Source organism: Streptomyces sp. NPDC097640 (assembly GCF_040302705.1).
Classification (GTDB): Bacteria; Actinomycetota; Actinomycetes; order Streptomycetales; family Streptomycetaceae; genus Streptomyces.
Genome location: NZ_JBEOSB010000025.1, coordinates 18,882 through 39,641, shown reverse-complemented (window position 1 = coordinate 39,641; position 20,760 = coordinate 18,882). Strand labels below are relative to the sequence as shown.

The window sequence follows — 20,760 nt, the reverse complement described above, 5'->3', positions numbered from 1 at the left end:
CCGTGCTCTTCCTCTACACCGTGCTCATGGTGTGCTGCGCGATCCTGCTGGTCGCCGGGGTCGTGGAGCAGCGGCGGCACTTCGCCAACCTGGACAACATCCCCACCCGGGTGCTGGTCAACGGCATCCGCGGCAAGTCGTCCATCACCCGGTTGTGCGCGGGTGCGCTGCGCGGCGGCGACCTGGTCACCGTCGCCAAGACCACCGGTACGGCGGCCCGGTTCATCCACCCCGACGCCACCGAGGAGCCGGTCTACCGCAAGTTCGGCATCGCCAACGTCGTCGAGCAGATCGGCATCGTGCGGCGCGCCGCCGCGTACCGCCCGGACGCGCTGGTCATCGAGTGCATGGCCGTCATGCCGGCCCTCCAGGAGATCAACCAGTCCAAGCTGATCCGCTCCACGATCGGCGTGCTGTGCAACGTCCGCGAGGACCACCTCGCCGAGATGGGCCCGACCCTGGACGACGTGGCGCGCTCGCTGTGCCGTTCCATGCCGGAGGGCGGCATCTGCGTCACCGCCGAGAAGGAGCGCCTGCACATCCTCCAGGAGGAGGCCGACGCCCGCGACTGCCGCCTGATCTACGCCGACCCGGAGACGGTCAGCGACGAGGAGCTGCGCGGCTTCAGCTGGTTCACGTTCAAGGAGAACGTGGCGATCGCGCTCACCGTCGCCGAACTCCTCGGCGTGGAGCGCGAGACGGCCCTGAAGGGCATGTACGACGCGCCGCCGGACCCCGGCGTGCTGTCGGTCGAGCGCTACCGCACCCCCGAGGGCAAGCGGCTGCGCTTCGCCAACGTCTTCGCGGCCAACGACCCCGAGTCGACGCTGATGAACATCAACCAGCTGCTCGACCTCGGGGCCATCCACCGCCCGCTCAACGTGGTGATCAACTGCCGCCCCGACCGCGTCGAACGCAACGGCCAGATGGGCGAGATCATCCCCGGCCTCGACCCCGAGCACGTCTTCGTGATCGGCCACCCGGCCAAGTCCGCCATCGACGCCATCCCGGCCGCGTACCGCTCGCGCGCCGTCGATCTCGGCGGCGACCGGCGCGACCCGGAGGAGTTCATGCAGCAGATGCTCGGGATGCTCGGCCCCGACTCCTCGCTGGTCGCCATCGGCAACATCCACGGCCAGGGCGAGCTGCTCCTGGAGCACCTCGCCGAACTCCCCCCGGACGACGACCCGGACGCCCCCGACGCCGCCGCCGACCCGGCGCCCGCAGGACCGGCGGCCGTGGACACCCCGGCCCATGTCGGCGGGGTCCCGGCCGGCCACACCCCGGCCGACACCGACGGCACACTGCTCCCCGCCATGCCCGAACACGGCGACACGGTGCAGCTGTACGCGCCCCGTATCGACCCGTACCAGCGCTACCCCGAGGCGTACGAGACGCGCTACGGGCAGCGGCAGTACGCCCCGGAGCCCGCGCAGGACGGCTCGGCCGGCTCCCGCGGCTTCTTCGAGCCCCGGGTACCGCCCACGCCCCTCGTCGCAGATCCGCCCCTCGTCGCAGACCAGCCCCCCGCAGCAGACCAGCAGTGGCAGAGCCCAGGAGAGCCGCGTTGATCCCCTCCGTCCTCACCCCCGAGATCGCCGCGCTCGGTATCGCGCTCGGGCTCTTGTTCTCGCTCGTCTGCTATCTGACGACCAACCTCTCGCCCGGCGGCATGATCACCCCGGGCTGGCTCGCGCTCACCCTCGTCGAGGACCTCCAGCGCGCCGCCATGGTCGTCGGCGTCACGGTGCTCACCTACGTGTGCGTCCTGCTGCTCCAGCGCTTTGTGATCCTCTACGGCAAGCGGCTGTTCGCGGCCGTCGTGCTCACCGGCGTGCTGCTCCAGGCCACGGTGATGATCGCGCTGACGATCGAGTTCCCGCTGATGTACAGCAACCAGACGCTCGGATTCATCGTGCCCGGCCTGATCGCCTACCAGCTGGTGCGCCAGCCCAAGGGCCCCACGCTGCTGGCCACCGGCTCGGTGACGCTCATGGCGTACGTCGTCCTCACCGCCGGGATCCTGCTCGGCGTCATGCCGTCCTCCTGACCCCACCACCGGAGCCGACCATGTCTGCCAAGAAGAACTCGAAGAAACGCCTCGTCATACACGCCGCGACCGTGATCGCGCTGCTCGGCACCAGCGCGTTCCTGACCGTGGAGCTGCGCAAGGAGGAGAGCGCCAAAGCCCCGGCGGTGCAGAAGGTCACCGACGACCCGCAGCTGGAGAACAGCGCCCAGGACACCGGGGAGCGGACCTGGGAGCGACTGAAGAACCCGGACCGCACCGTGCTGCGCGGCTCGAAGGGCCAGGTGCTCGCCACCTTCACCGACGGCGCCCGCACCGCCACCCTCAAGGGCCCCAGCCGCACCTTCGCCGAGCCCGCCAACACCACCTCCCGCGTGGTGACCGAGGACTGGGTGCGGCTGATGCCCGAGCCCTGGCGCAAGGGGGCGGAGAAGGAGAAGTGGTTCAAGGACTGGTTCCAGGAGTTCTTCAACAGCGAAGAGGACGACGTCTTCGCGATCGCCTTCCAGTACATCCAGGGCGCGCCGGTCAAGAAGGACGACGAGGGCATCCCGTACGCCGGTGACGCCGTCTTCGGGCCGTTCAAGGCGGACGGCGTCGACCGCCTGGAGCAGAACGACTTCTTCGACTACCTGGGCATCCCGTACACCTTCCGGAACGGCTCCATCATGCAGCCGCGCAAGGAGCGCTACCGGGCGCTGGACTGCTCCGGCTTCATGCGCATGGTGTGGGGCTACCGCGCCCGCTACCCGCTGAGGGCCACCAACACCCTCGGGGACGGACTGCCGCGCACCGCCGACGGCATGGCCCGCTCGAACGTGGGCACCGACATCATCAAGCTCCAGGGCCCCTCGCCCTGGTACACGCGCCCGACCAACATCGACGTGCTGCAACCCGGCGACCTGCTCTTCTTCAAGATGGACCACCGCACCGGGAACCACATGGACCACGTCGCCCTGTACCTCGGCGTGGACACCGACGGCCACCGGGTGTTCATCTCCAGCCGCAAGGAGGTCAACGGCCCGACCATGGGCGACAAGGGCGGTGCCTCGCGCATCGACGGCAACGGCTTCTACGCCAAGCTGTTCCGCAGCGCGAAGCGGCTCTAGAGCGCGGCTCCGGGGAGGGGTACGGACGGCTGCGTCGAGCCCCGTACCGCTCCCCCGTGCTCAGCGCACGCTCCTTTACTGGCAGGGGTGCGCGAGCACAGGGGAGGGGCGTCGTCGCCGGGTCGTTCGCCCGGGCTGGTCCGCCTGGCCGGCGTGGCTGTGATCAGGTATTCACCGCTTAGGCGGTGACCTCGTCGTTCTCGCGGGTCACGCTGAGGACGCAGCCGGTGTCCGGGTCGATCAGGACCTCGAAGACCTCGTGGCCGCGCTTGACGTCGACGTCCCAGACCTTCTTGGACTCCTTGTGGTCCTGGTCCTTGTGGTCCCGGTCCTTGTTCCCGTGGTCCTTGTGGTCGCGGTCCTTGTTCTCGCGGTCCTTGTGGTCGTCGGTCCGCTGCTGCGGGCCCTTGTGCTTGGACTCCTCGCGCTTGTGGTCCTCCCCGTGCTTCTGCTCCTTGCCGGCCTCGTCCTCCTCCTCGCACTCGTCTTCCAGCTCGGCGCTGATGGCCCGGCCACCGACCTCGCACTCGGCGATCTCGACAGCCTCGTTGAGCGTCACGCGGCCTCCGCGCTTGCCCTCGTCCTCTTGCTTGTTCTCGTCGTCCTGCTTGCCCTCGTCCTCTTGCTTGCCCTCGTCCTCGTGGCGGCGCTCGTCCTCCTGCCGCTCCTCGCCTCCGTGGCGGGCCTCGTTCTGGGGCTGAGCCTCCTTGCGGGGCTGCTCGGCGGCCTCGGACTCCGAGGAGCCGTACTGCTGCCCGAGGTTCGAGTACTGGGCGAGGGCGGCGTATGCCTTGCCGACGCCGGGGATCGCGCGGGCGGCGTTGTCCTTGCTGCCCTGGTCGTCGCTCTCGGACTCGGCGGCCTGCTCCTCGTCCATCGCGCGGTCGGCGGAGGGCTGCGCGAGGCTGCGCTGCTGAGCGCCGCCGTACTGGCCGCCGTTGCCGTGCTCACGCTTGTTCTCGTGGTCGCGCTTGTTCTCGTGCTCGCGCTTCTTCTCGTGGTCGCGCTTGTTGTTCTGCTCGTTGTTCTCGTTCTCGTTGTTGTTGTTCTCGTCCTCGTCCTCGTCCTTGTTCTCGTCCTTGTTCTCGTTCTTATTCTCGTGGTCGCGCTTGTTCTCGTGGTCGCGCTTCTTCTCGTGGTCGCGCTTGTTCTCGTGCTCGCGCTTGTTCTCGTCCTGCTCCTCGTTGCCCTGCTGGCAGCTGCTGTTCGCCCCGGAATGGGGACCCGGGGTGGCACTGCCGGCCGCCCAAGCGGCCGTCGGCGCACCGGTGACGAGTGCCGCGGCCGCGATAGCTCCGGCTGATGCGACACCCCAGCGGCGAAGGGCGCGGCGGGGCCGCTGGGTGAATCTGATGTGCTGGGTCATGGGCTGTTTTCACTCCTTGGCACAGGGAGGCTCCGGACCGGCAGCGCGCCGGACGCAGTGCACCCTTCCCCGGGCCCCTCCCGCCGTAGCGGGTTTCGATCTTCAGTCCCCCGATTGGCGTCAAATCTGTACGTCATATCCTGCGTATGGATCACAAGCGCGCAGGATGCGCTCTGATCATGCCCATTACGTCGCCTCAGGAGGGTCGATGACCACCCGTACCGCAGTCGTCACCGGCGCGAGCAGCGGGATCGGGGCCGCGACCGCCCGCCGCCTCGCCGCCGCCGGATTCCGCGTCGTCCTCGCCGCCCGCCGCAAGGAGCGCGTCGAGGCGCTCGCCGCCGAGTTGACGGAGGCCGGGCACGAGGCCGTGGCGCAGGTGCTGGACGTGACCGACCGCACCGCCGTGGACGCCTTCGCCGCCGGCCTGGACCGCTGTGACGTACTGGTCAACAACGCGGGCGGGGCCCTCGGCACCGAGACCGTCGCGACCGCCGACCCGGCCGACTGGCGGGCGATGTACGAGGTCAACGTGGTGGGCGTGCTCAACGTCACACAGGCCCTGCTGCCCGCGCTGATCGCCTCAGGCGACGGCACCGTCGTCGTTCTGTCCTCCACCGCGGGCCACATCGCCTACGAGGGCGGCGGCGGTTACGTGGCGGCCAAGCACGGCACCCACGCCATCGCCGCCACCCTCCGGCTCGAGCTGTGCGGCGACCCGGTGCGGGTGATCGAGATCGCCCCGGGCATGGTCCGGACCGACGAGTTCGCGGTGAACCGCTACCGCGGCGACGAGGACAAGGCCGCCGCGGTCTACGAGGGCGTGGCCGAGCCGCTCACCGCCGACGACGTCGCCGACACCGTCGAGTGGGCGGTCACCCGCCCCTCGCACGTCAACATCGACCTGATGGTCATCCGCCCGCGCGCCCAGGCGGCCCAGCACAAGGTGCACCGGGAGCGCTGACCCCCAGGACGGCAGACGCGACGACGGCCCGCCCCGGTACAACACCGGGGCGGGCCGTCGTCGATGACGGTGCGCGGGTCAGGCGGCTTCGCCGGTGCGGATGCTGATCCAGCCGGTCCAGCCGGTGCAGTCACGGTTGATTCCGCTACTGCGGGCACAGACGCGGAACTTGATCCGGCCGGTCTCCGTCATGTCGTAGTCGCAGGTGACTGTCCAGCCCGTGCCGAGCGCGTTGTCGCACTCGCCCTCGCGGCCGTAGTCGGTGTACCAGTCGACCACGGTGCGCTGGCCGTCCGCGTAGAGGTCGGTGGCCTCGATGTCGTCGCCGTTGCCGATGAAGCACCCTTTGCCCGTCCAGACATCGAGGGTCGGGTGCAGGTTGCTGACGCAGGTCTTGCCGTCTGCGGCGGAGGCGGGGGCGGCGGAAAAGCCGCCCACAATCAGGGCGGCGGCGCCGACCGCGGAAGCGGCACGGGAAATGAATCTCACCTGTTCTCCTCTGCGAATCAGGGAAATGGATTGCGGAGATGCTAGCGGCCTCAGGCGGCCGTGAAAACCGCCTGCGATCAAGCTCTTTGTACCGTGAAGTAGCTCCGCTCCGGTAACCTCAGAAGAACCTCAAGAAATTCACGAACAGAAAGCAGCCTGCTATTCTCCGCTGCGTGTCGGCGATCAATCACGTGCCATTGATGGTGAATTGGACACGATTTCTTTCGAATTGCCAGGGCGCGGGCAACGCGATGGCCCCGACCTTGACCGGTCGGGGCCATCGATCACGTGCGGTCCTGCGCCTCAGCCCTTCACGCACACCAGCTGCTTGAGCTTCGCCACCACCTCGACGAGGTCCCGCTGCTGGTCGATGACCTTCTCGATGGGCTTGTACGCGCTGGGGATCTCGTCCACGACGCCGGAGTCCTTGCGGCACTCCACACCCCGCGTCTGCTCCTCCAGGTCCCGCGTGGAGAAACGCTTCTTCGCGGCATTGCGGCTCATCTTCCGGCCCGCGCCATGCGAGGCGGAGTTGAACGACGCCGCGTTACCCAGCCCCTTGACGATGTACGAACCGGTGCCCATCGAGCCGGGGATGATCCCGTACTCGCCGCTGCCCGCCCGGATCGCGCCCTTGCGGGTCACCAGCAGGTCCATGCCCTCGTAGCGCTCCTCCGCCACATAGTTGTGGTGGCACGAGATGACGGGCTCGAAGACCGGCCTGGCCTTCTTGAACTCCTTGCGGACGACGTCCTGGAAGATCGCCATCATGACCGCGCGGTTGTACTTCGCGTACTCCTGCGCCCAGAACAGATCGTGCCGATACGCCGCCATCTGCGGGGTGTCCGCGATGAAGACCGCCAAGTCGCGGTCGACCAGGCCCTGGTTGTGCGGCAGCTTCCGGGCCTCGCCGATGTGGTACTCGGCCAGCTCCTTGCCGATGTTCCGGGAGCCGGAGTGCAGCATCAGCCAGACCGAGCCCGCCTCGTCGAGGCAGAACTCGATGAAGTGGTTACCGGAGCCGAGCGAACCCATCTGCTTCACGGCCCGCTCCTGACGGAACCTGACCGCCTCGGCGACCTCGCCGAACCGCCCCCAGAAGTCGTCCCACCCCGGCGCCGAGAAGCCGTACAGCCGCCCCGGGTCGACCGGGTCCTCGTGCATCCCGCGCCCGACCGGGATCGCCTGCTCGATCCGCGACCGCAGCCGCGAGAGGTCCCCAGGGAGGTCCTCGGCTGTCAGCGAGGTCCGCACGGCCGACATCCCGCAGCCGATGTCGACGCCGACCGCCGCCGGGCACACGGCGCCCTGCATCGCAATCACCGACCCGACGGTGGCGCCCTTCCCGTAGTGCACATCCGGCATCACGGCCAGGCCCTTGATCCACGGCAGCGTCGCCACATTCCGCAGCTGCTGCATGGCCACGCCCTCGACCGTCGCAGGATCGGTCCACATACGGATCGGAACCTGCGCCCCGGGCAGCTCGACATACGACATGTTTTACTCATTCCCCCACAGAAGACTGAAAACGCAAAAGCCGGGCCAAGGCCCCCAAGATCGGCGGGCGACCGGCAGACGCGGCGGTGCGTGCGATAGACATTGTCTTCAGCCCCCACCCACGGGCGGCAAGCAGTTTTCGCTCGAAAAGACGCGAGAAGTGACGCGGAGGGACAAGGTTGGTGCAGCCAGCGCAGCAGCGAAGGGCGTATGTGCCGGGTGCCGCACGGACCGCCGCCGTGCTCACCGCCCTCCTCGCCGCCATCGGCCTCAGCGGTTGCACCAGCACCGCCTCGAACGCGGGCCTCGACGACGGCAAGTCCGGCGACTCCGGGGCGCCGGTGGCCGCCGCGCCCGGCAAGTACCGCACCCTCCCCGAGGCGTGCGGCTCGGTCGACTCCAAGACGCTGCGCACCCTGCTGCCCGGCGCCGACGAGGACGCCGAGGTGTACGACGGCCAGGCCACCGTCACCTATGACACCGACCGGCGGGTCGGCTGCCGCTGGAAGCTGGAGACGGGGAGCGGCACCCGCTATCTCACCATCGACTTCGAGCGCGTCGTCTCGTACGACCCGACGGTCAGCGACGACGACCAGGCGAAGGACCGGTACGAGAAGAAGGCCGCCGCCGTGCACCTCCCCGGCGCCTCGGCCTCCCCCGGCACCCCCTCCGGCTCGGGCTCCGGTTCCGGCTCGCCGAGCAAGAGCGCGTCGAAGGAGTCCTCCTCGGCCTCCTCCGGGACCTCCGGGACCTCCGCGACCTCCGGCATCTCCGGGAACGACGTCCCCCGGAACGGCGGCTCGAAGGACGACGACTCCTCGACCGAGGAGCCGAAGAGCGGCACCTCCGGGACCGACACGTCCGGGACCGGCGCCTCCGGCGACGCCGACGGCGAGGAGACCACCGCGCCGCGCCGCCTGGACGACCTCGGCGACGACGCGTTCCTCGACGACCAGCTCATCACCACCGACTCCGGCATCCACCGCGATGTCACCGTCGTCTTCAGGTCCTCGAATGTGATTGCCACCATTGAGTACGACCAGTGGTCGACCGACAAGACGCACATTCCCAGCAGCGAAGAATTGCAGGTCAACGCGGAAGATCTGGCCCAGGAGCTGACCGGGCGGCTCAACGAATAGACCGGTGGACGGGGCGCCGCGCAAGACGTCCGAATTGGGCCGCCCGCGCATCGGCCGCGTACCGTGCCGACTAATGACGCGGGCGGGACGGCCGCCCATCGACCGAGAACGAGCGAAGGACCCATGCACCGAACAGCCCCTCGACTCGCCCGTATATTCGCCAGCGCAGCCGTACCGGTGGTGCTCGTCGCAGGCTGCTCCTCCGGCTCCGACAAGGACGGAAACGACGGAAAGAACTCGGACGGCGCGTCGAAGTCGGCCACACCCAGCCCGACGCCGACCGTCGCGGCCGCAAAGTACGAGACGCTCCCCGAGGTCTGCCCGACCCTGTCGGCGAAGACCATCGACCAACTGGTGCCCAAGGCCGGGAGCAAGAAGGGCAAGGAGCTCCCCTCCGCCGACGCCAACCAGTCGGCCAGCTGCCTTTGGGCCGGGCTCAACGGCTTCAAGTACCGGCAGCTGACCGTGTCCCTCAAGCTCTTCAGATCCGAGGTGTCGCTGGGCTCCGGCGACAAGCGCGCCGAGACCTACGCCACCGACCAGGCCCGGAAGGCCGCCACGGCGGACGGCGCCAAGAACGCCAAGTCCGGGCAGGTGTCCGGCCTCGGTGACGCGGCCACCACCGTCAGCACGGAGACGAAGAAGGACGGCGACGAGTTCCGGAACCAGACCGTCGTGGTCCGCACGGCGAATGTGGTCGTGACCCTCGAGTACGACGGCGCGGGCTACGAGGACGAGAAGACGCCCGACCCCAAGGCGCTGCTCAAGGACGCCCAGACCGCCGCCAAGGAGGTCGTCGCCTCGATCGGGAAGGACGCCGGGAAGAGCTCCGGAACGGGCGCTTCCAGCGGCGGCGCCGCATAGCCGTCAACGCCCTTCCCCCGCCGCCACTTCCCCGTCCCCCCGTCCACCGCCCTTGACGTGTATGCGACGCTGGGCGCGCCGAATGTTGTAGGACGGGGGAGGGGTCGCGGGTGGCCGCGATGCAGCTGACACGTACGCACCGAATACTGATCGGGGTGGTCGTCACCGGGGCGGTGGTGATCGCCGCGATCGGCTTCGCGGGCTCCTACTCCGCCGTGCGCGACCTCGCCCGCGACAAGGGCTTCGGTGCGTTCGCCAACGTCCTGCCCATCGGGATCGACGCGGGAATCGTCGTCCTGCTCGCGCTCGATCTGCTGCTGACCTGGCTGCGGATCCCCTTCCCCCTGCTGCGCCAGACGGCCTGGCTGCTGACCGCCGCCACCATCGCCTTCAACGGCGCGGCCGCCTGGCCCGACCCGCTCGGCGTCGGCATGCACGCCGTCATCCCGATCCTGTTCGTCGTCTCCGTCGAGGCCGCCCGGCACGCGATCGGCCGCATCGCCGACATCACCGCCGACCGCCACATGGAGTCGGTCCGCGTGGCCCGCTGGCTGCTGGCGCCGGTGCCGACGTTCCGGCTGTGGCGCCGGATGAAGCTGTGGGAGCTGCGCTCCTACGACCAGGTCATCAGGCTCGAACAGGACCGGCTCGTCTACCGCGCCCGGCTGCGGGCCCGCTACGGCCGCTCCTGGCGCCGCAAGGCCCCGGTGGAGTCGCTGATGCCGCTGCGCCTGGCGCGCTACGGGGTGCCGCTGGCGGAGACCGCCCCGGCGGGGCTCGCCGCGGCGGGCCTCGACCCGGCCGAGCTGACGTCGACGCCGCAGCCCGCCGCGCTGCCCTACGGGGGCCGGGGCGCCGCGGCCGGCGGGGCCCTGGGGATTCCCGGGGGCGCGGAGGTGCCGGGGGCCGTCGGGGCGCCGGGGGTGAACCGGGCCGGGGTCCAGGAGCGTGAGCTTCCGCTCTCGTTCCCGCTGCCGGTGTACCAGCAGCAGGGGTACCAGCAGCCCGCCACGCATGAGCACGACGGGCGGGCGGCGACCGGCTTCGAGCAGGCCGCGGGGCACCCGGCCGCCGGACAGCCGCAGCCGCAGGGCCCCGAGCCCCAGATCCAGCAGCCGCAGGTTCAGCAGCTCCAGGCCCAGCAGCCGCAGGCCCAGCAGCCTGTGGCGGAGGCCGACGAGGCGCAGGACGCCGGGTCGCAGCTGACCGCCCCGGTCGGCGCGGGGGGCCGGGTCCGGCCGCTCGGCGGACAGGGCACCAGCAGCCAGGTCCCCTACGTGCCGTCGCAGCGGGACCACGAGCCCTTCGGCGAGCCCGAGCTGTACGAGACGGCCGCCCCGCTCGGGAACCTGCCGGACGACATGCCGCGCGACGAGGCGTACTACGGGGCCTTCCATCAGCACGTCACCAACAACGGCAAGTTCCCCTCCCCGTTCCAGTTCGCACGGCTGCTGCGCGAGAAGTACGGCATCACCGACATCAGCGACGGCGATGTGCGCCAGCAGTTGGAGGAGTGCAAGGAGCGTTACCGTCTGGAGATGCCCGCCACCTAGGCGCGCTGTCCGGGCGGCACGCGCCGCCGGGGGCAGAAAACCGGAGACAGAAAAGCGGGCGGGCCGGACTCACGAGGAGTCCGGCCCGCCCGCTTTCCCGAGAGGGTCGGGCCGCGTCAGGCCGCGAGCAGCTTGCGCACCCGGTCGGCGCCCACCGCCAACAGCAGCGTCGGCAGCCGGGGGCCCGTGTCGCGGCCGACCAGCAGCTGGTAGAGCAGCGCGAAGAACGTGCGCTGGGCGACCTTCAGCTCCGGCGTCGGCTTGGCGTCCGCCGCGAGCCCGGCCTGGAGCTTCGGCACTCCGTAGACCAGCGTCGTCAGCCCGTCCAGCGACCAGTGGGTGTCCAGCCCGTCCAGCAGCAGCCGCAGCGACTCGCGCTCGGTCTCGCCGAGCGACGCGAGCAGCTCGGTGTCCGGCTCCTCACGCACCCGGGTGCGCTGCTCGGCCGGGACCTGGGTGGTGATCCAGCGCTCGGCCTTGTCGAGCCGCGGCCGGGTCTCGTCCAGGGACTTCACCGGGTTGTCCGGGTCGAGCTCGCTGAGGATGCGCAGCGTCTGCTCGTCATGGCCGGTGGTGATGTCGACCACCGACGCGAGCGTGCGGTACGGCAGCGGGCGCGGGGTGCTCGGCAGCTCGCCGGAGGCGGTGCGGGTGGCGCGGCTGTACGCGGCCACGTCCGCCGGCTGGGCCGTGCCCTCGGTGATCTTGCGCTCCAGGGCGTCCCACTCGTCGTAGGTCCGCTGGATCTCCTGGTCGAAGGCGATCTTGAAGGACTGGTTCGGCCGGCGGCGCGCGTACAGCCAGCGCAGCAGCGGCGCCTCCATGATCTCCAGCGCGTCGGCCGGGGTGGGCACACCGCCCTTGGAGGAGGACATCTTGGCCATGCCGCTGATGCCCACGAACGCGTACATCGGGCCGATGGGCTGCTCGCCGCCGAAGACCTCGCGCACGATCTGCCCGCCGACGACATACGAGGAGCCGGGCGAGGAGTGGTCGACGCCCGACGGCTCGAAGACCACGCCCTCATACGCCCAGCGCATGGGCCAGTCGACCTTCCAGACCAGCTTGCCCCGGTCGTGCTCGCGCAGCAGGACGGTCTCGCCGTGCCCGCAGACGCAGCTGTACGCCATCTCGGTCGTCTCGTCGTCGTACGAGGTGACGGTGGTCAGGTCGCGCTCGCACACCGAGCAGTACGGCTTGTACGGGAAGTACCCCGCGCCGCCCGCGCTGCCGTCGTCCTCGCTGGCCGCGCCGGAGCCCTCGGCGGCCTCCAGCTCCGCCTCGTCGACCGGCTTCTGCTGCTTGGCGGGGGCCTTCTTCGCCCCGGCCTTGTCCTTGGTGCGGTAGCGGTCGAGCACGGCGTCGATCTGCTCGCGGTGGCGCATCGCGTGCAGGATCTGCTCGCGGTACGCGCCCGAGGTGTACTTCTCCGTCTGGCTGATGCCGTGGAACTCGATCCCGAGCTCCTTGAGCGCCTCGATCATCGGCGCCTTGAAGTGCTCGGCCCAGTTCGCATACGTGGATCCGGGCGGGGCGGGGACGGAGGTCAGCGGCTTGCCGATGTGCTCGCTCCAGGAGGGGTCGATCCCGGCCGGGACCTTGCGATACCGGTCGTAGTCGTCCCAGGACACGATGTGCACACACTCATAGCCGCGCCGCCTGATCTCATCGGCCACCAGGTGCGGGGTCATGACCTCGCGCAGATTGCCGAGGTGGATCGGGCCGGACGGGCTGAGGCCCGAGGCGCAGACGATTGGTTTGCCGGGCGCGCGACGCTCCGCCTCGGCAATAACCTCGTCGGCGAATCGGGAGACCCAGTCGGTCTCGGTGCTCTGAGCCACGGTCGGCACTTCCTTCCTTGCGGTCATGGCTCGACCATTGTCCCAGACGGAACGAGGCCCCCAAAGGTTTTCCACAGGGGGCCGAAGCGCCGGACAAACCGTTGGACACGCCGTGAAATACTGAGGTGGACCCAACCATCTACCGGAATGGCATTCCACTCATGGCCTCGGTCCCATCCCTGGCCGCTACGGTCCACCAGCGTCTCGCGGACGCCCTCTCGGCTGCCCTGCCGGAAGCCGGCGTCGCCGACCCGCTGCTGCGACGAAGCGACCGGGCCGACTTCCAGGCCAACGGGATGCTGGCGCTCGCGAAGAAGCTCAAGGGCAACCCGCGCGAGCTGGCCGCGAAGGTGGTGGAGGGCCTGCCGGCCGGCGAGCTGATCGCGGACATCGAGGTCTCCGGCCCCGGCTTCCTCAACATCACGGTGTCGGACGAGGCGATCGTCAACACCCTCGCCGCCCGCGCCGCCGACGCGCGCCTCGGCGTGCCGTACGCGGAGAACCCCGGCACGACGGTCGTCGACTACGCCCAGCCGAACGTGGCGAAGGAGATGCACGTCGGCCATCTGCGCTCGGCGGTGATCGGCGACGCGGTCGTGCGGATCCTGGAGTTCGCGGGCGAGAAGGTGGTCCGGCGCCACCACATCGGCGACTGGGGCACCCAGTTCGGCATGCTCATCCAGTACCTGATCGAGCACCCGCACGAGCTGGACCACAAGGCCGGCGACGGCCTGGCCGCCTCCGGCGAGGAGGCCATGTCCAACCTGAACCGCCTCTACAAGGCGGCTCGGGCGGTCTTCGACTCCGACGAGGAGTTCAAGGAGCGGTCCCGGCGCCGGGTGGTGGACCTCCAGGCCGGGGACGAGGAGACGCTCGCCCTGTGGGGCAGGTTCGTCGACGAGTCGAAGATCTACTTCTACTCGGTCTTCGACAAGCTGGACATGCAGATCCACGACCCCGACGTCGTCGGCGAGTCCGGCTACAACGACATGCTGGCCGAGACCTGCCGGCTGCTGGAGGAGTCCGGCGTCGCGGTGCGCTCCGAGGGCGCGCTGTGCGTCTTCTTCGACGACGTCAAGGGCCCGGACGGCAAGCCGGTGCCGCTGATCGTGCAGAAGTCCGACGGCGGCTTCGGCTACGCGGCCACCGACCTGTCCGCGATCCGCGACCGGGTCCGGAACCTGGAAGCCGACTCGCTGGTCTACGTGGTGGACGCCCGGCAGTCGCTGCACTTCAAGATGGTCTTCGAGACCGCCCGCCGGATCGGCTGGCTGAACGAGGAGACACACGCCTACCAGCTCGCCTTCGGCACGGTCCTGGGCAAGGACGGAAAGCCGTTCAAGACCCGTGAGGGCGAGACGGTGCGGCTGGTGGACCTGCTGGACGAGGCCGTCGAGCGGGCGACGGCGGTCGTGCGCGAGAAGAGCGAGAAGCTGGGCCTGACGGAGGAGGAGATCGCCGAGCGCGGCGCCCAGGTCGGCATCGGCGCGGTGAAGTACGCGGACCTGTCCACGTCGGCCGCGCGCGACTACAAGTTCGACCTGGACCAGATGGTCTCGCTCAACGGTGACACCTCGGTGTATCTCCAGTACGCGTACGCCCGGATCCAGTCGATCCTGCGCCGCGCCGACGAGGGCCAGAAGCCGGTCGCCCACCCCGAGCTGTCCCTGGCCCCGGCCGAGCGGGCGCTGGGCCTGCACCTGGACCAGTTCGCGGAGACGCTGCGGGAGGTCGCGGCGGGCTATGAGCCGCACAAGCTGGCCGCGTATCTGTACCAGCTGGCCTCGCTCTACACGACCTTCTACGACAAGTGCCCGGTTCTGAAGGCCGAGGGCGGCCCGGCCCAGGTCGAGAACCGTCTCTTCCTGTGCGACCTCACCGCCCGCACCCTCCACCAGGGCATGGAGCTGCTCGGCATCCGCACCCCCGAGCGCCTCTGAGCGCTCCCGCGCGCCCCCAAGGCGGCGGCCCCGGACCGGTCCACCGGTCCGGGGCCGCCGTCAGGCGTACTGGGTGAAGCCGCTGGTGGAGATCTTCACCCCGAGCGCCGGGAATTCGACGTCCTCCCCGTACAGCCCGTGGAGGACGCCCTGGTACGCGCCCTCGCGGGGGACCGTGTACAGCGTCCAGGTGCCGTCGCGGGGATCGACCAGCAGATAAGCGGGAATGCCCGCGTCCGCGTACCAGCCGACCATCTCGCTCGTGTCCTTGATGCTGTTGCCCTTGGAGACGACCTCGCAGACGAGCTCGACATCGCCCGGGTCAACAAGCCACTCGCCGGACTCGCCGAAACCCGCGTCGCAGACGAGCAGGTCAGGAGTGGCGTAGTCGTCCTTGTCGTCCGGCATCGACACGGACCCGTTCTGGAAGGACTCCAAAAGGTCCGGCAGGGCCGGGTCGAGCTGTCGGAACAGCTCGTTAATGATCCTGAGGTGCCTGCCTCGCCGTGGCGGGGACAAAGTGAGTACTCCTCGGATGATCTCGGCGCGCAGGCCGGTCGCTTCCTCAGCTGCTTCGGCGGCCCTGCGAAGTCGGCTCATCGGGAATTCCTTGCGTGGAAACTCCGGCCTTCGGGCGGGGGAGGAAGCGCATCCTGTTCTTCCGGCGTGGGGTGCCGGGGCAGTGGGTGGGAGGGCTTCTCGGGGTGGGTGGTGTAGGCGTATCCGTCCGCGCGTTGCAGCAGTTGGCAGTGCGTGTGCCGGGCGGTGACGAGGCCGTGGGCGGTGCGGAGGGTGAAGCTGCCGGATGTGCGGACGGCGACGCGGCCGGTGTGGGTGCCGGCGTACTTGCCGGTGGGGACGACGGCGCGGGCCAGGTCGCCGGTCTGGAAGCCGAAGAACTGCTTGCGTCGGGGGAGGCGCAGCCGGGGGAAGCCATACTTGTCGGGGCGGGTGCGTGTGTAGGTGCCTCGCCCGGTGCACCCGGCGACGAGGACCCGGGTGACGGTCTCGGTGATGGTGTCGAGCTTGCCGACCGCCAGCGCGTCGAGAGTGTGCGTCTTGGGCAGGTCGTTACGGGTGCGGTTCCACTTCGTGCGGCCGCCCGACGCCACGTGTGTGGGCAGCCGCTGGTCCAGGGCGCGCCACAGCGCCCATCGGACGCTCTGGACGGCGGCGGCATCCCGCAGCGGCGCCTTCGCCCGGGCCTTGACGCGGGCGACGACGGCCGGGTCGGCGAACTCCTCCACCGACCGGTCGCCCTTGGCCTGATTGCACGGCACACAGGCCAGGACGAGATTGGAGACCCGGTCGCTGCCGCCACGGGAGCGGGGATGGACATGGTCGATGTTCAACGGCACCCCAGTGACACCGCAGTACACGCAGGCCCGGCCGAACTTCGCAAGCAGGTACTCACGCACCTCCGTGCCGTGCAGGGTGCCGTGCTGGTACTCCGCCCCCTCCAGCGGGCGACCGGCACTGATGGCATGCGTGTCGAACGCCACCCGCTCCACATGCACCGCCCTGAGGGGCGCCCACCGCGAGAGGCGGTCCACCCACGACACGGTGGTCTCCACCCGGTGCCGCAGGCTCGGCGCCAGCCAGCCCTGGGGGCGGCGTCGGTTGAGGAACCGACGTGCCCGGTAGCGCAGGTTGCGGGACCGGCGCCCGCGCCGGTACGCGGCCCGCTGCTCCAGCTTCCTGCGGATCTGCGCGCCGCGGTGGTCGAGCTGGACCGCATACCGGCCCCGCCGCTGTGCGGCCTGCGCGGTGAACACCGCCAGGCCGGTGTGTCGGCTGCCGGGGTCGATGCCCAGCTCCACGCCGTCGACCTCGCTCGCGGCCGCAGTGCGGTCCTTCAAGCGGATCACGAACGGGGTGTGCCGGGCCACCACCGCCCGCCCGGATTTCAGCAGCTTCCGCGCCCTGGCGGGCGTGGTGGGCTGCAACGGCGTGCCGTGCCGGTCGAGGACGAACACACACGGGTGGGCCTCACGGCCCTTCTCCCGGACCTGACGGTCCAAGGTGACGCCACCGTGCCCAGGTGAAGGCGCGGCGGTCTCCCCTCGCACATGTCCCGTACCGGGTACCGCATCGCGGTCTTCGGCCCCCGTTTCGTCCCTGATCCCGGGGTTGTCTGCTGAGCCGAATTCCAGAGCAGGCTGCTGAGGAAGCACAGCCTGGTGGGTCTTCCGTCCTGTACGGAACGTAGCCAACTTGGTTCACTTCCAATGCAGTTGGCTGATGCTGGAAACACTCGGGCCTCAGCCACATGGACTGAAAGCCCCCGCCCTTCAGGCGGGAGATCCGGTTACGAGAACTCCTCGGATGATTTCGGCGCGCAAGCTGGCCGCTTGCTCAGCTGTTTCGGTGGCCTTAGCGAAGTCGGCTTACCGTGACAGGACCGCCGGAGCCCCGTCAGTGGCATCGCCGAGGATCACCGGATCGGGTGACGAGGCCGCCGCCCCTTGCGCCGCCGGGCAGAACGCGTCGCGCTCCGGCCACTCCCCGCCGACCAGGATTAGCCCCCGGTCCACCGCCCGCGCCTGCCCTCACGCGTCTCGCCAGCCCTCCCCGAGCTCGAACCAGACGGTCTTGCCGCCAACCCCGAACAGCTCGTCCCCGATGGCGCAGCCGCCCCAGCTGTCGGCGATCACATCCAGAAGACCGATTCCACGGCCCTGCTCGGCGTCGGCGTCACCGACCCAGTCTGCGGCCATGGCCGGGAGTTGGGGGTTGGTGTCGCAGACGCTGACCCACACCCGCTTATCGCTTCGCCTGACGTTCATGGACGCCGGGCCGTCGGAGTGGGTGTAGGTGTTCGTGACGAGTTCGGACGCCAGCAGCTCAGCAGGGTCGGCCAGATCATGTACGCCGTGCTCTTCGAGGATGAGGCGCAGCATGCGGCGGGCGATGCGCGGGGCAAGGGGGTCGCGGGGGAACTGGAGGGTGTAGTCCCAGTCTTCGGGCACACGGGGGTCGTTACACATACGCGCCTCCGTAAAGTGAGTGACGTGAGACACACCGTAGCTTCAATCGGATTACAGGTGCTACTAGTTCAGGGATTCCTGTCCGACTAGACCCGTGTGGGTGAACGACGGCACACTGCGCGTCGTCAACGAAAGAGGAGCGATGCCGCCCAGGACTACCCCTACGGCCCGTCAACTGCGCCTCGGCGTCGAACTACGCAAGCTCCGCGAGCACGCCGGGCTCACGGCCACCGATGCCGCGGCGCTGCTCGGCACCGAGCGCACGAAGATCAGCAATATCGAAACCGGTCGCTTCGGCGTCAGCGCGGCGCGCGTTCGCAGGCTCGCGAGTCACTACGACTGCTCGGACACGAACTTGATCGAGGCCCTTGCCGACATGACCGGGGAGCGGAAGCGGCAGTGGTGGGAGGTGTACCGGGAGATCCTGCCCGCCGCCCTCCTCGACCTCGCCGAGCTTGAGCACCACGCCTCCGCTCTGCGTTCGGCGCAGTTCATGCATCTGCCGGGACTTCTCCAGACACACGACCACGCACGCGTGGTCTTCCAGCAAGTAGTGCCCTCCCTTCCGCCACCCGAGGTGGAACACCGGGTCTCGCATCGCGTCAAACGCCAGGCCGTCCTGTTCCGGGAATCCCCGCCCGCGTACACCGCCGTCATCCACGAGGCAGCTCTACGAATGCGGTTCGGTGGCCGATCGACCACGAGGACGCAGCTCCAGCACATCCTCAACATGAGCGAGCACGACCACATCAGCGTTCTGGTCGTCCCCTTCGCCGCAGGGGCGATCCCGGGCTCGGGCCAGTCGGTGCTCTACGCCGCCGGCCCCATCCCCCAACTCGACACCGTGCAGCTCGATAGCGAACATGGCAGCGTGTTCCTCGACGCGGACGCCCAACTCGCGCGGTACCGAATCTTCATGGACCGCACAGAGAAGGCAGCCCTCAAGGAGGACGAGTCCCGCGACTTCATCCGAGCCATCGCCCAAGACTTGTGAAAGGCAGAGAAGTTGTCCACCTGTGACTGGCGGAAGTCTTCCTTCAGCGGCGAAGGAAACAACTGCCTCAACCTCGCCTCCGCCGCCGACGGAACCATCCGCCTCCGCGAGAGCGAGGCCCCCGACACGGTCCTCACCACCACCCCCGCCCGGCTCGGCGACTTCATACGCGCCGCCAAGGCAGGTGAATTCGACCACCTCAACCCCTAGCCACATGGTTTGCGACAAACTTCCCGATCGGCCTGGCAGAAAATCGCCGACGCGGACAACCTCCTCCTAACCGGGGCAGTCGGACGTCACGTACTGGCAATCGATCTTTGGGGAGCAGACATGCGACGGTGGGGGACCGCACTCGCGGCGCTGACGCTGGCGGGCGCCGGGCTGGCGACGACGGCGGGGACGGCCGGTGCCGCGGCCCCGTCGAAAGCGGCTTCGGCGCAGGCGGCCGCCTGCGCGACCGCGTGGGGCAGCGGCGACAAGGCCGTACAGCCGGCCGGCCACAGGCTGCTGAAGAACATACGGGCCGGTCAGCACGAGTGCTTCGACCGCCTGGTGTTCGACGTCAAGGGCGGCACGACGGCGGATCCGACCGGTTACCGCGTCGGCTATGTCGACGCGATGTACCAGGACGGCTCCGGGGACCCGATCGCCGTCGGCGGCGGCGCGATCCTGGAGATCCATGTGGCCGCGCCGAGCTACGACCCGGAGAACGGCGCCGAGACGTACCCGGGGCGGGCCGGGAAGCCGCTGCCCGGGGTGGACATCGCCGGATTCCGCACCTTCAAGAACACCCGCTTCGGCGCCAGTTTCGAGGGAGAGACCCAGGTCGGGCTCGGCGTGCGCGCCCGGCTGCCGTTCCGGGTCCTCCAGGCGGACAACCGCCTCATCGTCGATGTCGCCCACTCCTGGGCCGCCGTGCGCTGACCCGACGGACACGCTGTCCCGGCCTGCACCGGGGCCGGGGCCGGGGCCGGGTGTCAGTGGCACGCGCTTCACTGTCCCTTGTGAACGAGAAAGAACTGCTGCCGTCGCTCCACGGCCTGGTGTGGCCGGACACCGGAAAGCTGGACTGCCCGGCGGCCGGGCACGGCGCGGGGCACATGTGTCTGACGATCACCGACGCCGCGGGCCTGAGCGAGCTCGTGGAGACGCTCAGCAACTGGTACGGGGAGCCGCGCGCCCTCGTCTCGGAAGGGCGCGCCGACCCCGCCGCGAGCGAATGGACCGGGCTGCCGCTCATCGCCCCCTTCGGGGACGGCGAGCGCGTCGCCGAGATGCGCGTCTGGGCCTTCGGCGGCCGGTGGATCGGCTGCGGCGTGGTCCGCGTCGGCGGCGAGGCGCGGCTGGTGGTGGTCCTGGCCCCGCGTACCACCCCGTCGCCGGGTGCGCTGCCCGCCGACGCCTCCTGGCTGGACCGGCTCGTCGCCGTGACCGGCTGGGACGCGGACCAGGTGGGCATCGACCCAATCCGGCTGGACCGGATGCACAGCGGCCGGATCCGCACGGCCGACTGCGCTGCGGCCGAGGAGCGGCTGGGGACGGCGCTGCCGAGTGACTACAAGCTGCTGGTCGAGACGTTCGGCGACGGCGCCTTCGACGGCTTTCTGAACATCTATCTGCCGGCCGACATCGTCAAGGTTGCCGAGTTCGCGTCCGGTTGGGCGAAGGCGCACGGCACCCCGTCCTGGGAGCCGCACCCGCCGTTCCCCGAGCCGGGCGGGCTGCTGCCGTGGGCGGGCACCGAGCAGGAGACGTCGTTCTACTGGGTCACCGAAGGGCCGGACCCCGACGCGTGGCCCGTCTATGTCACGGAGGTCGGCCCCGAGGCCGGGGACCGGTTCGCCATGACGACCACGGAGTTCGTCTTCCGCATGCTCACCGACCCCGAGCACCCCTACTCCATGCCCGCCGACTTCGCCGCCCGCTGGTTCATGAACTACAGCAGGCCCTGACAGCAGTGCGGCGGATCCCCGGCGGTAACGTGACGA

At 69.7% G+C, this 20,760-nt stretch carries 19 protein-coding genes; 12 read left to right on the top strand and 7 right to left on the bottom strand.

The annotated features are described in order from the left end of the window. Positions 1-2 precede the first annotated feature (2 nt). The 3 genes from pgsB to ABTY62_RS33250 are packed head-to-tail and all read left to right on the top strand — an operon-like array spanning position 3 to position 3,138. A complete protein-coding gene (gene pgsB / locus ABTY62_RS33260; protein ID WP_352133135.1) occupies positions 3-1,571 on the top strand; it encodes a poly-gamma-glutamate synthase PgsB in 1,569 nt (522 codons plus the stop codon). After that, positions 1,568-2,050: a poly-gamma-glutamate biosynthesis protein PgsC/CapC gene (locus ABTY62_RS33255; protein WP_311726534.1), complete on the top strand. Its 483-nt coding sequence runs from the start codon at positions 1,568-1,570 to the stop codon at positions 2,048-2,050. Before pgsB ends, ABTY62_RS33255 begins: the two co-directional genes overlap by 4 nt. Before the next feature lie 20 nt (positions 2,051-2,070). Next, complete coding sequence (locus ABTY62_RS33250; protein WP_352133134.1) at positions 2,071-3,138, top strand: C40 family peptidase; 1,068 nt, start codon at positions 2,071-2,073, stop codon at positions 3,136-3,138. A gap of 178 nt (positions 3,139-3,316) precedes the next feature. On the opposite strand, the gene ABTY62_RS33245 is transcribed toward ABTY62_RS33250, so the two are convergent. Continuing rightward, positions 3,317-4,504, bottom strand: coding sequence for a hypothetical protein (locus ABTY62_RS33245; RefSeq protein ID WP_352133133.1), 1,188 nt, complete (start codon positions 4,502-4,504; stop codon positions 3,317-3,319). 208 nt (positions 4,505-4,712) lie between these two features. Here ABTY62_RS33245 and ABTY62_RS33240 point away from each other — a divergent pair, with 208 nt between their 5' ends. After that, positions 4,713-5,468: an SDR family NAD(P)-dependent oxidoreductase gene (locus tag ABTY62_RS33240; protein ID WP_352133132.1), complete on the top strand. Its 756-nt coding sequence runs from the start codon at positions 4,713-4,715 to the stop codon at positions 5,466-5,468. Between the two features lie 78 nt (positions 5,469-5,546). Here ABTY62_RS33240 and ABTY62_RS33235 read toward each other — a convergent pair whose 3' ends face one another. Next, positions 5,547-5,957, bottom strand: a complete 411-nt coding sequence (locus ABTY62_RS33235) for a hypothetical protein (RefSeq protein WP_352133131.1) — start codon at positions 5,955-5,957, stop codon at positions 5,547-5,549. Positions 5,958-6,260: 303 nt separating this feature from the next. Then, entirely contained in the window at positions 6,261-7,454 is a 1,194-nt protein-coding gene (locus tag ABTY62_RS33230) for an RtcB family protein (RefSeq protein WP_352133130.1), read from the bottom strand. A 182-nt stretch (positions 7,455-7,636) separates the two neighbouring features. Between ABTY62_RS33230 and ABTY62_RS33225 the strand changes: the two genes are divergently transcribed. The 3 genes from ABTY62_RS33225 to ABTY62_RS33215 all read left to right on the top strand — a co-directional run bounded on the left by ABTY62_RS33225 (position 7,637) and on the right by ABTY62_RS33215 (position 11,010). After that, positions 7,637-8,593 (top strand): DUF3558 domain-containing protein, encoded by a 957-nt coding sequence (locus ABTY62_RS33225; protein WP_352133129.1) that lies wholly within the window; start codon positions 7,637-7,639, stop codon positions 8,591-8,593. A 123-nt stretch (positions 8,594-8,716) separates the two neighbouring features. Further along, a complete protein-coding gene (locus ABTY62_RS33220; RefSeq protein ID WP_352133128.1) occupies positions 8,717-9,457 on the top strand; it encodes a hypothetical protein in 741 nt (246 codons plus the stop codon). 110 nt (positions 9,458-9,567) lie between these two features. Beyond that, positions 9,568-11,010, top strand: coding sequence for a DUF2637 domain-containing protein (locus tag ABTY62_RS33215; protein WP_502997565.1), 1,443 nt, complete (start codon positions 9,568-9,570; stop codon positions 11,008-11,010). 116 nt (positions 11,011-11,126) lie between these two features. Here ABTY62_RS33215 and lysS read toward each other — a convergent pair whose 3' ends face one another. Beyond that, on the bottom strand, positions 11,127-12,878 hold the full coding sequence (gene lysS, locus ABTY62_RS33210) for a lysine--tRNA ligase (RefSeq protein WP_352133126.1): 1,752 nt from the start codon (positions 12,876-12,878) through the stop codon (positions 11,127-11,129). A gap of 134 nt (positions 12,879-13,012) precedes the next feature. Between lysS and argS the strand changes: the two genes are divergently transcribed. Continuing rightward, a complete protein-coding gene (gene argS / locus ABTY62_RS33205) occupies positions 13,013-14,791 on the top strand; it encodes an arginine--tRNA ligase (protein ID WP_352133125.1) in 1,779 nt (592 codons plus the stop codon). Between the two features lie 60 nt (positions 14,792-14,851). Here argS and ABTY62_RS33200 read toward each other — a convergent pair whose 3' ends face one another. The 3 genes from ABTY62_RS33200 to ABTY62_RS33190 form a co-directional block, all read right to left on the bottom strand. Then, on the bottom strand, positions 14,852-15,391 hold the full coding sequence (locus ABTY62_RS33200) for a Uma2 family endonuclease (protein WP_352133124.1): 540 nt from the start codon (positions 15,389-15,391) through the stop codon (positions 14,852-14,854). Beyond that, positions 15,388-16,812, bottom strand: a complete 1,425-nt coding sequence (gene iscB, locus ABTY62_RS33195) for an RNA-guided endonuclease IscB (RefSeq protein WP_352133123.1) — start codon at positions 16,810-16,812, stop codon at positions 15,388-15,390. The genes ABTY62_RS33200 and iscB overlap by 4 nt, the downstream gene beginning before the upstream one ends. Positions 16,813-17,340: 528 nt before the next feature. Further along, positions 17,341-17,760, bottom strand: a complete 420-nt coding sequence (locus ABTY62_RS33190) for an ATP-binding protein (RefSeq protein WP_352133122.1) — start codon at positions 17,758-17,760, stop codon at positions 17,341-17,343. A gap of 160 nt (positions 17,761-17,920) precedes the next feature. Here ABTY62_RS33190 and ABTY62_RS33185 point away from each other — a divergent pair, with 160 nt between their 5' ends. The 4 genes from ABTY62_RS33185 (at position 17,921) to ABTY62_RS33170 (ending at position 20,724) form a co-directional block, all read left to right on the top strand. Beyond that, entirely contained in the window at positions 17,921-18,772 is an 852-nt protein-coding gene (locus ABTY62_RS33185) for a helix-turn-helix domain-containing protein (protein WP_352133249.1), read from the top strand. 12 nt (positions 18,773-18,784) lie between these two features. Continuing rightward, positions 18,785-18,982 carry a DUF397 domain-containing protein gene (locus ABTY62_RS33180; RefSeq protein ID WP_352133121.1) on the top strand — a complete coding sequence of 66 codons (198 nt, stop codon included), beginning with the start codon at positions 18,785-18,787 and terminating at the stop codon, positions 18,980-18,982. Positions 18,983-19,102: 120 nt separating this feature from the next. Further along, positions 19,103-19,696 (top strand): AMIN-like domain-containing (lipo)protein, encoded by a 594-nt coding sequence (locus ABTY62_RS33175; RefSeq protein ID WP_352133120.1) that lies wholly within the window; start codon positions 19,103-19,105, stop codon positions 19,694-19,696. Positions 19,697-19,776: 80 nt separating this feature from the next. After that, positions 19,777-20,724, top strand: a complete 948-nt coding sequence (locus tag ABTY62_RS33170; protein ID WP_352133119.1) for an SMI1/KNR4 family protein — start codon at positions 19,777-19,779, stop codon at positions 20,722-20,724. Positions 20,725-20,760 lie beyond the last annotated feature (36 nt).

What these genes read in the sequence shown, in the direction of transcription:
- ABTY62_RS33250 (WP_352133134.1), top strand. Translation starts at nt 2,071, where the DNA reads ATGTCTGCCAAGAAGAACTCGAAGAAACGCCTCGTCATACACGCCGCG.
- ABTY62_RS33245 (WP_352133133.1), bottom strand. Translation starts at nt 4,504, where the DNA reads ATGACCCAGCACATCAGATTCACCCAGCGGCCCCGCCGCGCCCTTCGC.
- ABTY62_RS33240 (WP_352133132.1), top strand. Translation starts at nt 4,713, where the DNA reads ATGACCACCCGTACCGCAGTCGTCACCGGCGCGAGCAGCGGGATCGGG.
- ABTY62_RS33230 (WP_352133130.1), bottom strand. Translation starts at nt 7,454, where the DNA reads ATGTCGTATGTCGAGCTGCCCGGGGCGCAGGTTCCGATCCGTATGTGG.
- ABTY62_RS33220 (WP_352133128.1), top strand. Translation starts at nt 8,717, where the DNA reads ATGCACCGAACAGCCCCTCGACTCGCCCGTATATTCGCCAGCGCAGCC.
- lysS (WP_352133126.1), bottom strand. Translation starts at nt 12,878, where the DNA reads ATGACCGCAAGGAAGGAAGTGCCGACCGTGGCTCAGAGCACCGAGACC.
- argS (WP_352133125.1), top strand. Translation starts at nt 13,013, where the DNA reads ATGGCCTCGGTCCCATCCCTGGCCGCTACGGTCCACCAGCGTCTCGCG.
- ABTY62_RS33200 (WP_352133124.1), bottom strand. Translation starts at nt 15,391, where the DNA reads ATGAGCCGACTTCGCAGGGCCGCCGAAGCAGCTGAGGAAGCGACCGGC.
- ABTY62_RS33185 (WP_352133249.1), top strand. Translation starts at nt 17,921, where the DNA reads ATGCCGCCCAGGACTACCCCTACGGCCCGTCAACTGCGCCTCGGCGTC.
- ABTY62_RS33175 (WP_352133120.1), top strand. Translation starts at nt 19,103, where the DNA reads ATGCGACGGTGGGGGACCGCACTCGCGGCGCTGACGCTGGCGGGCGCC.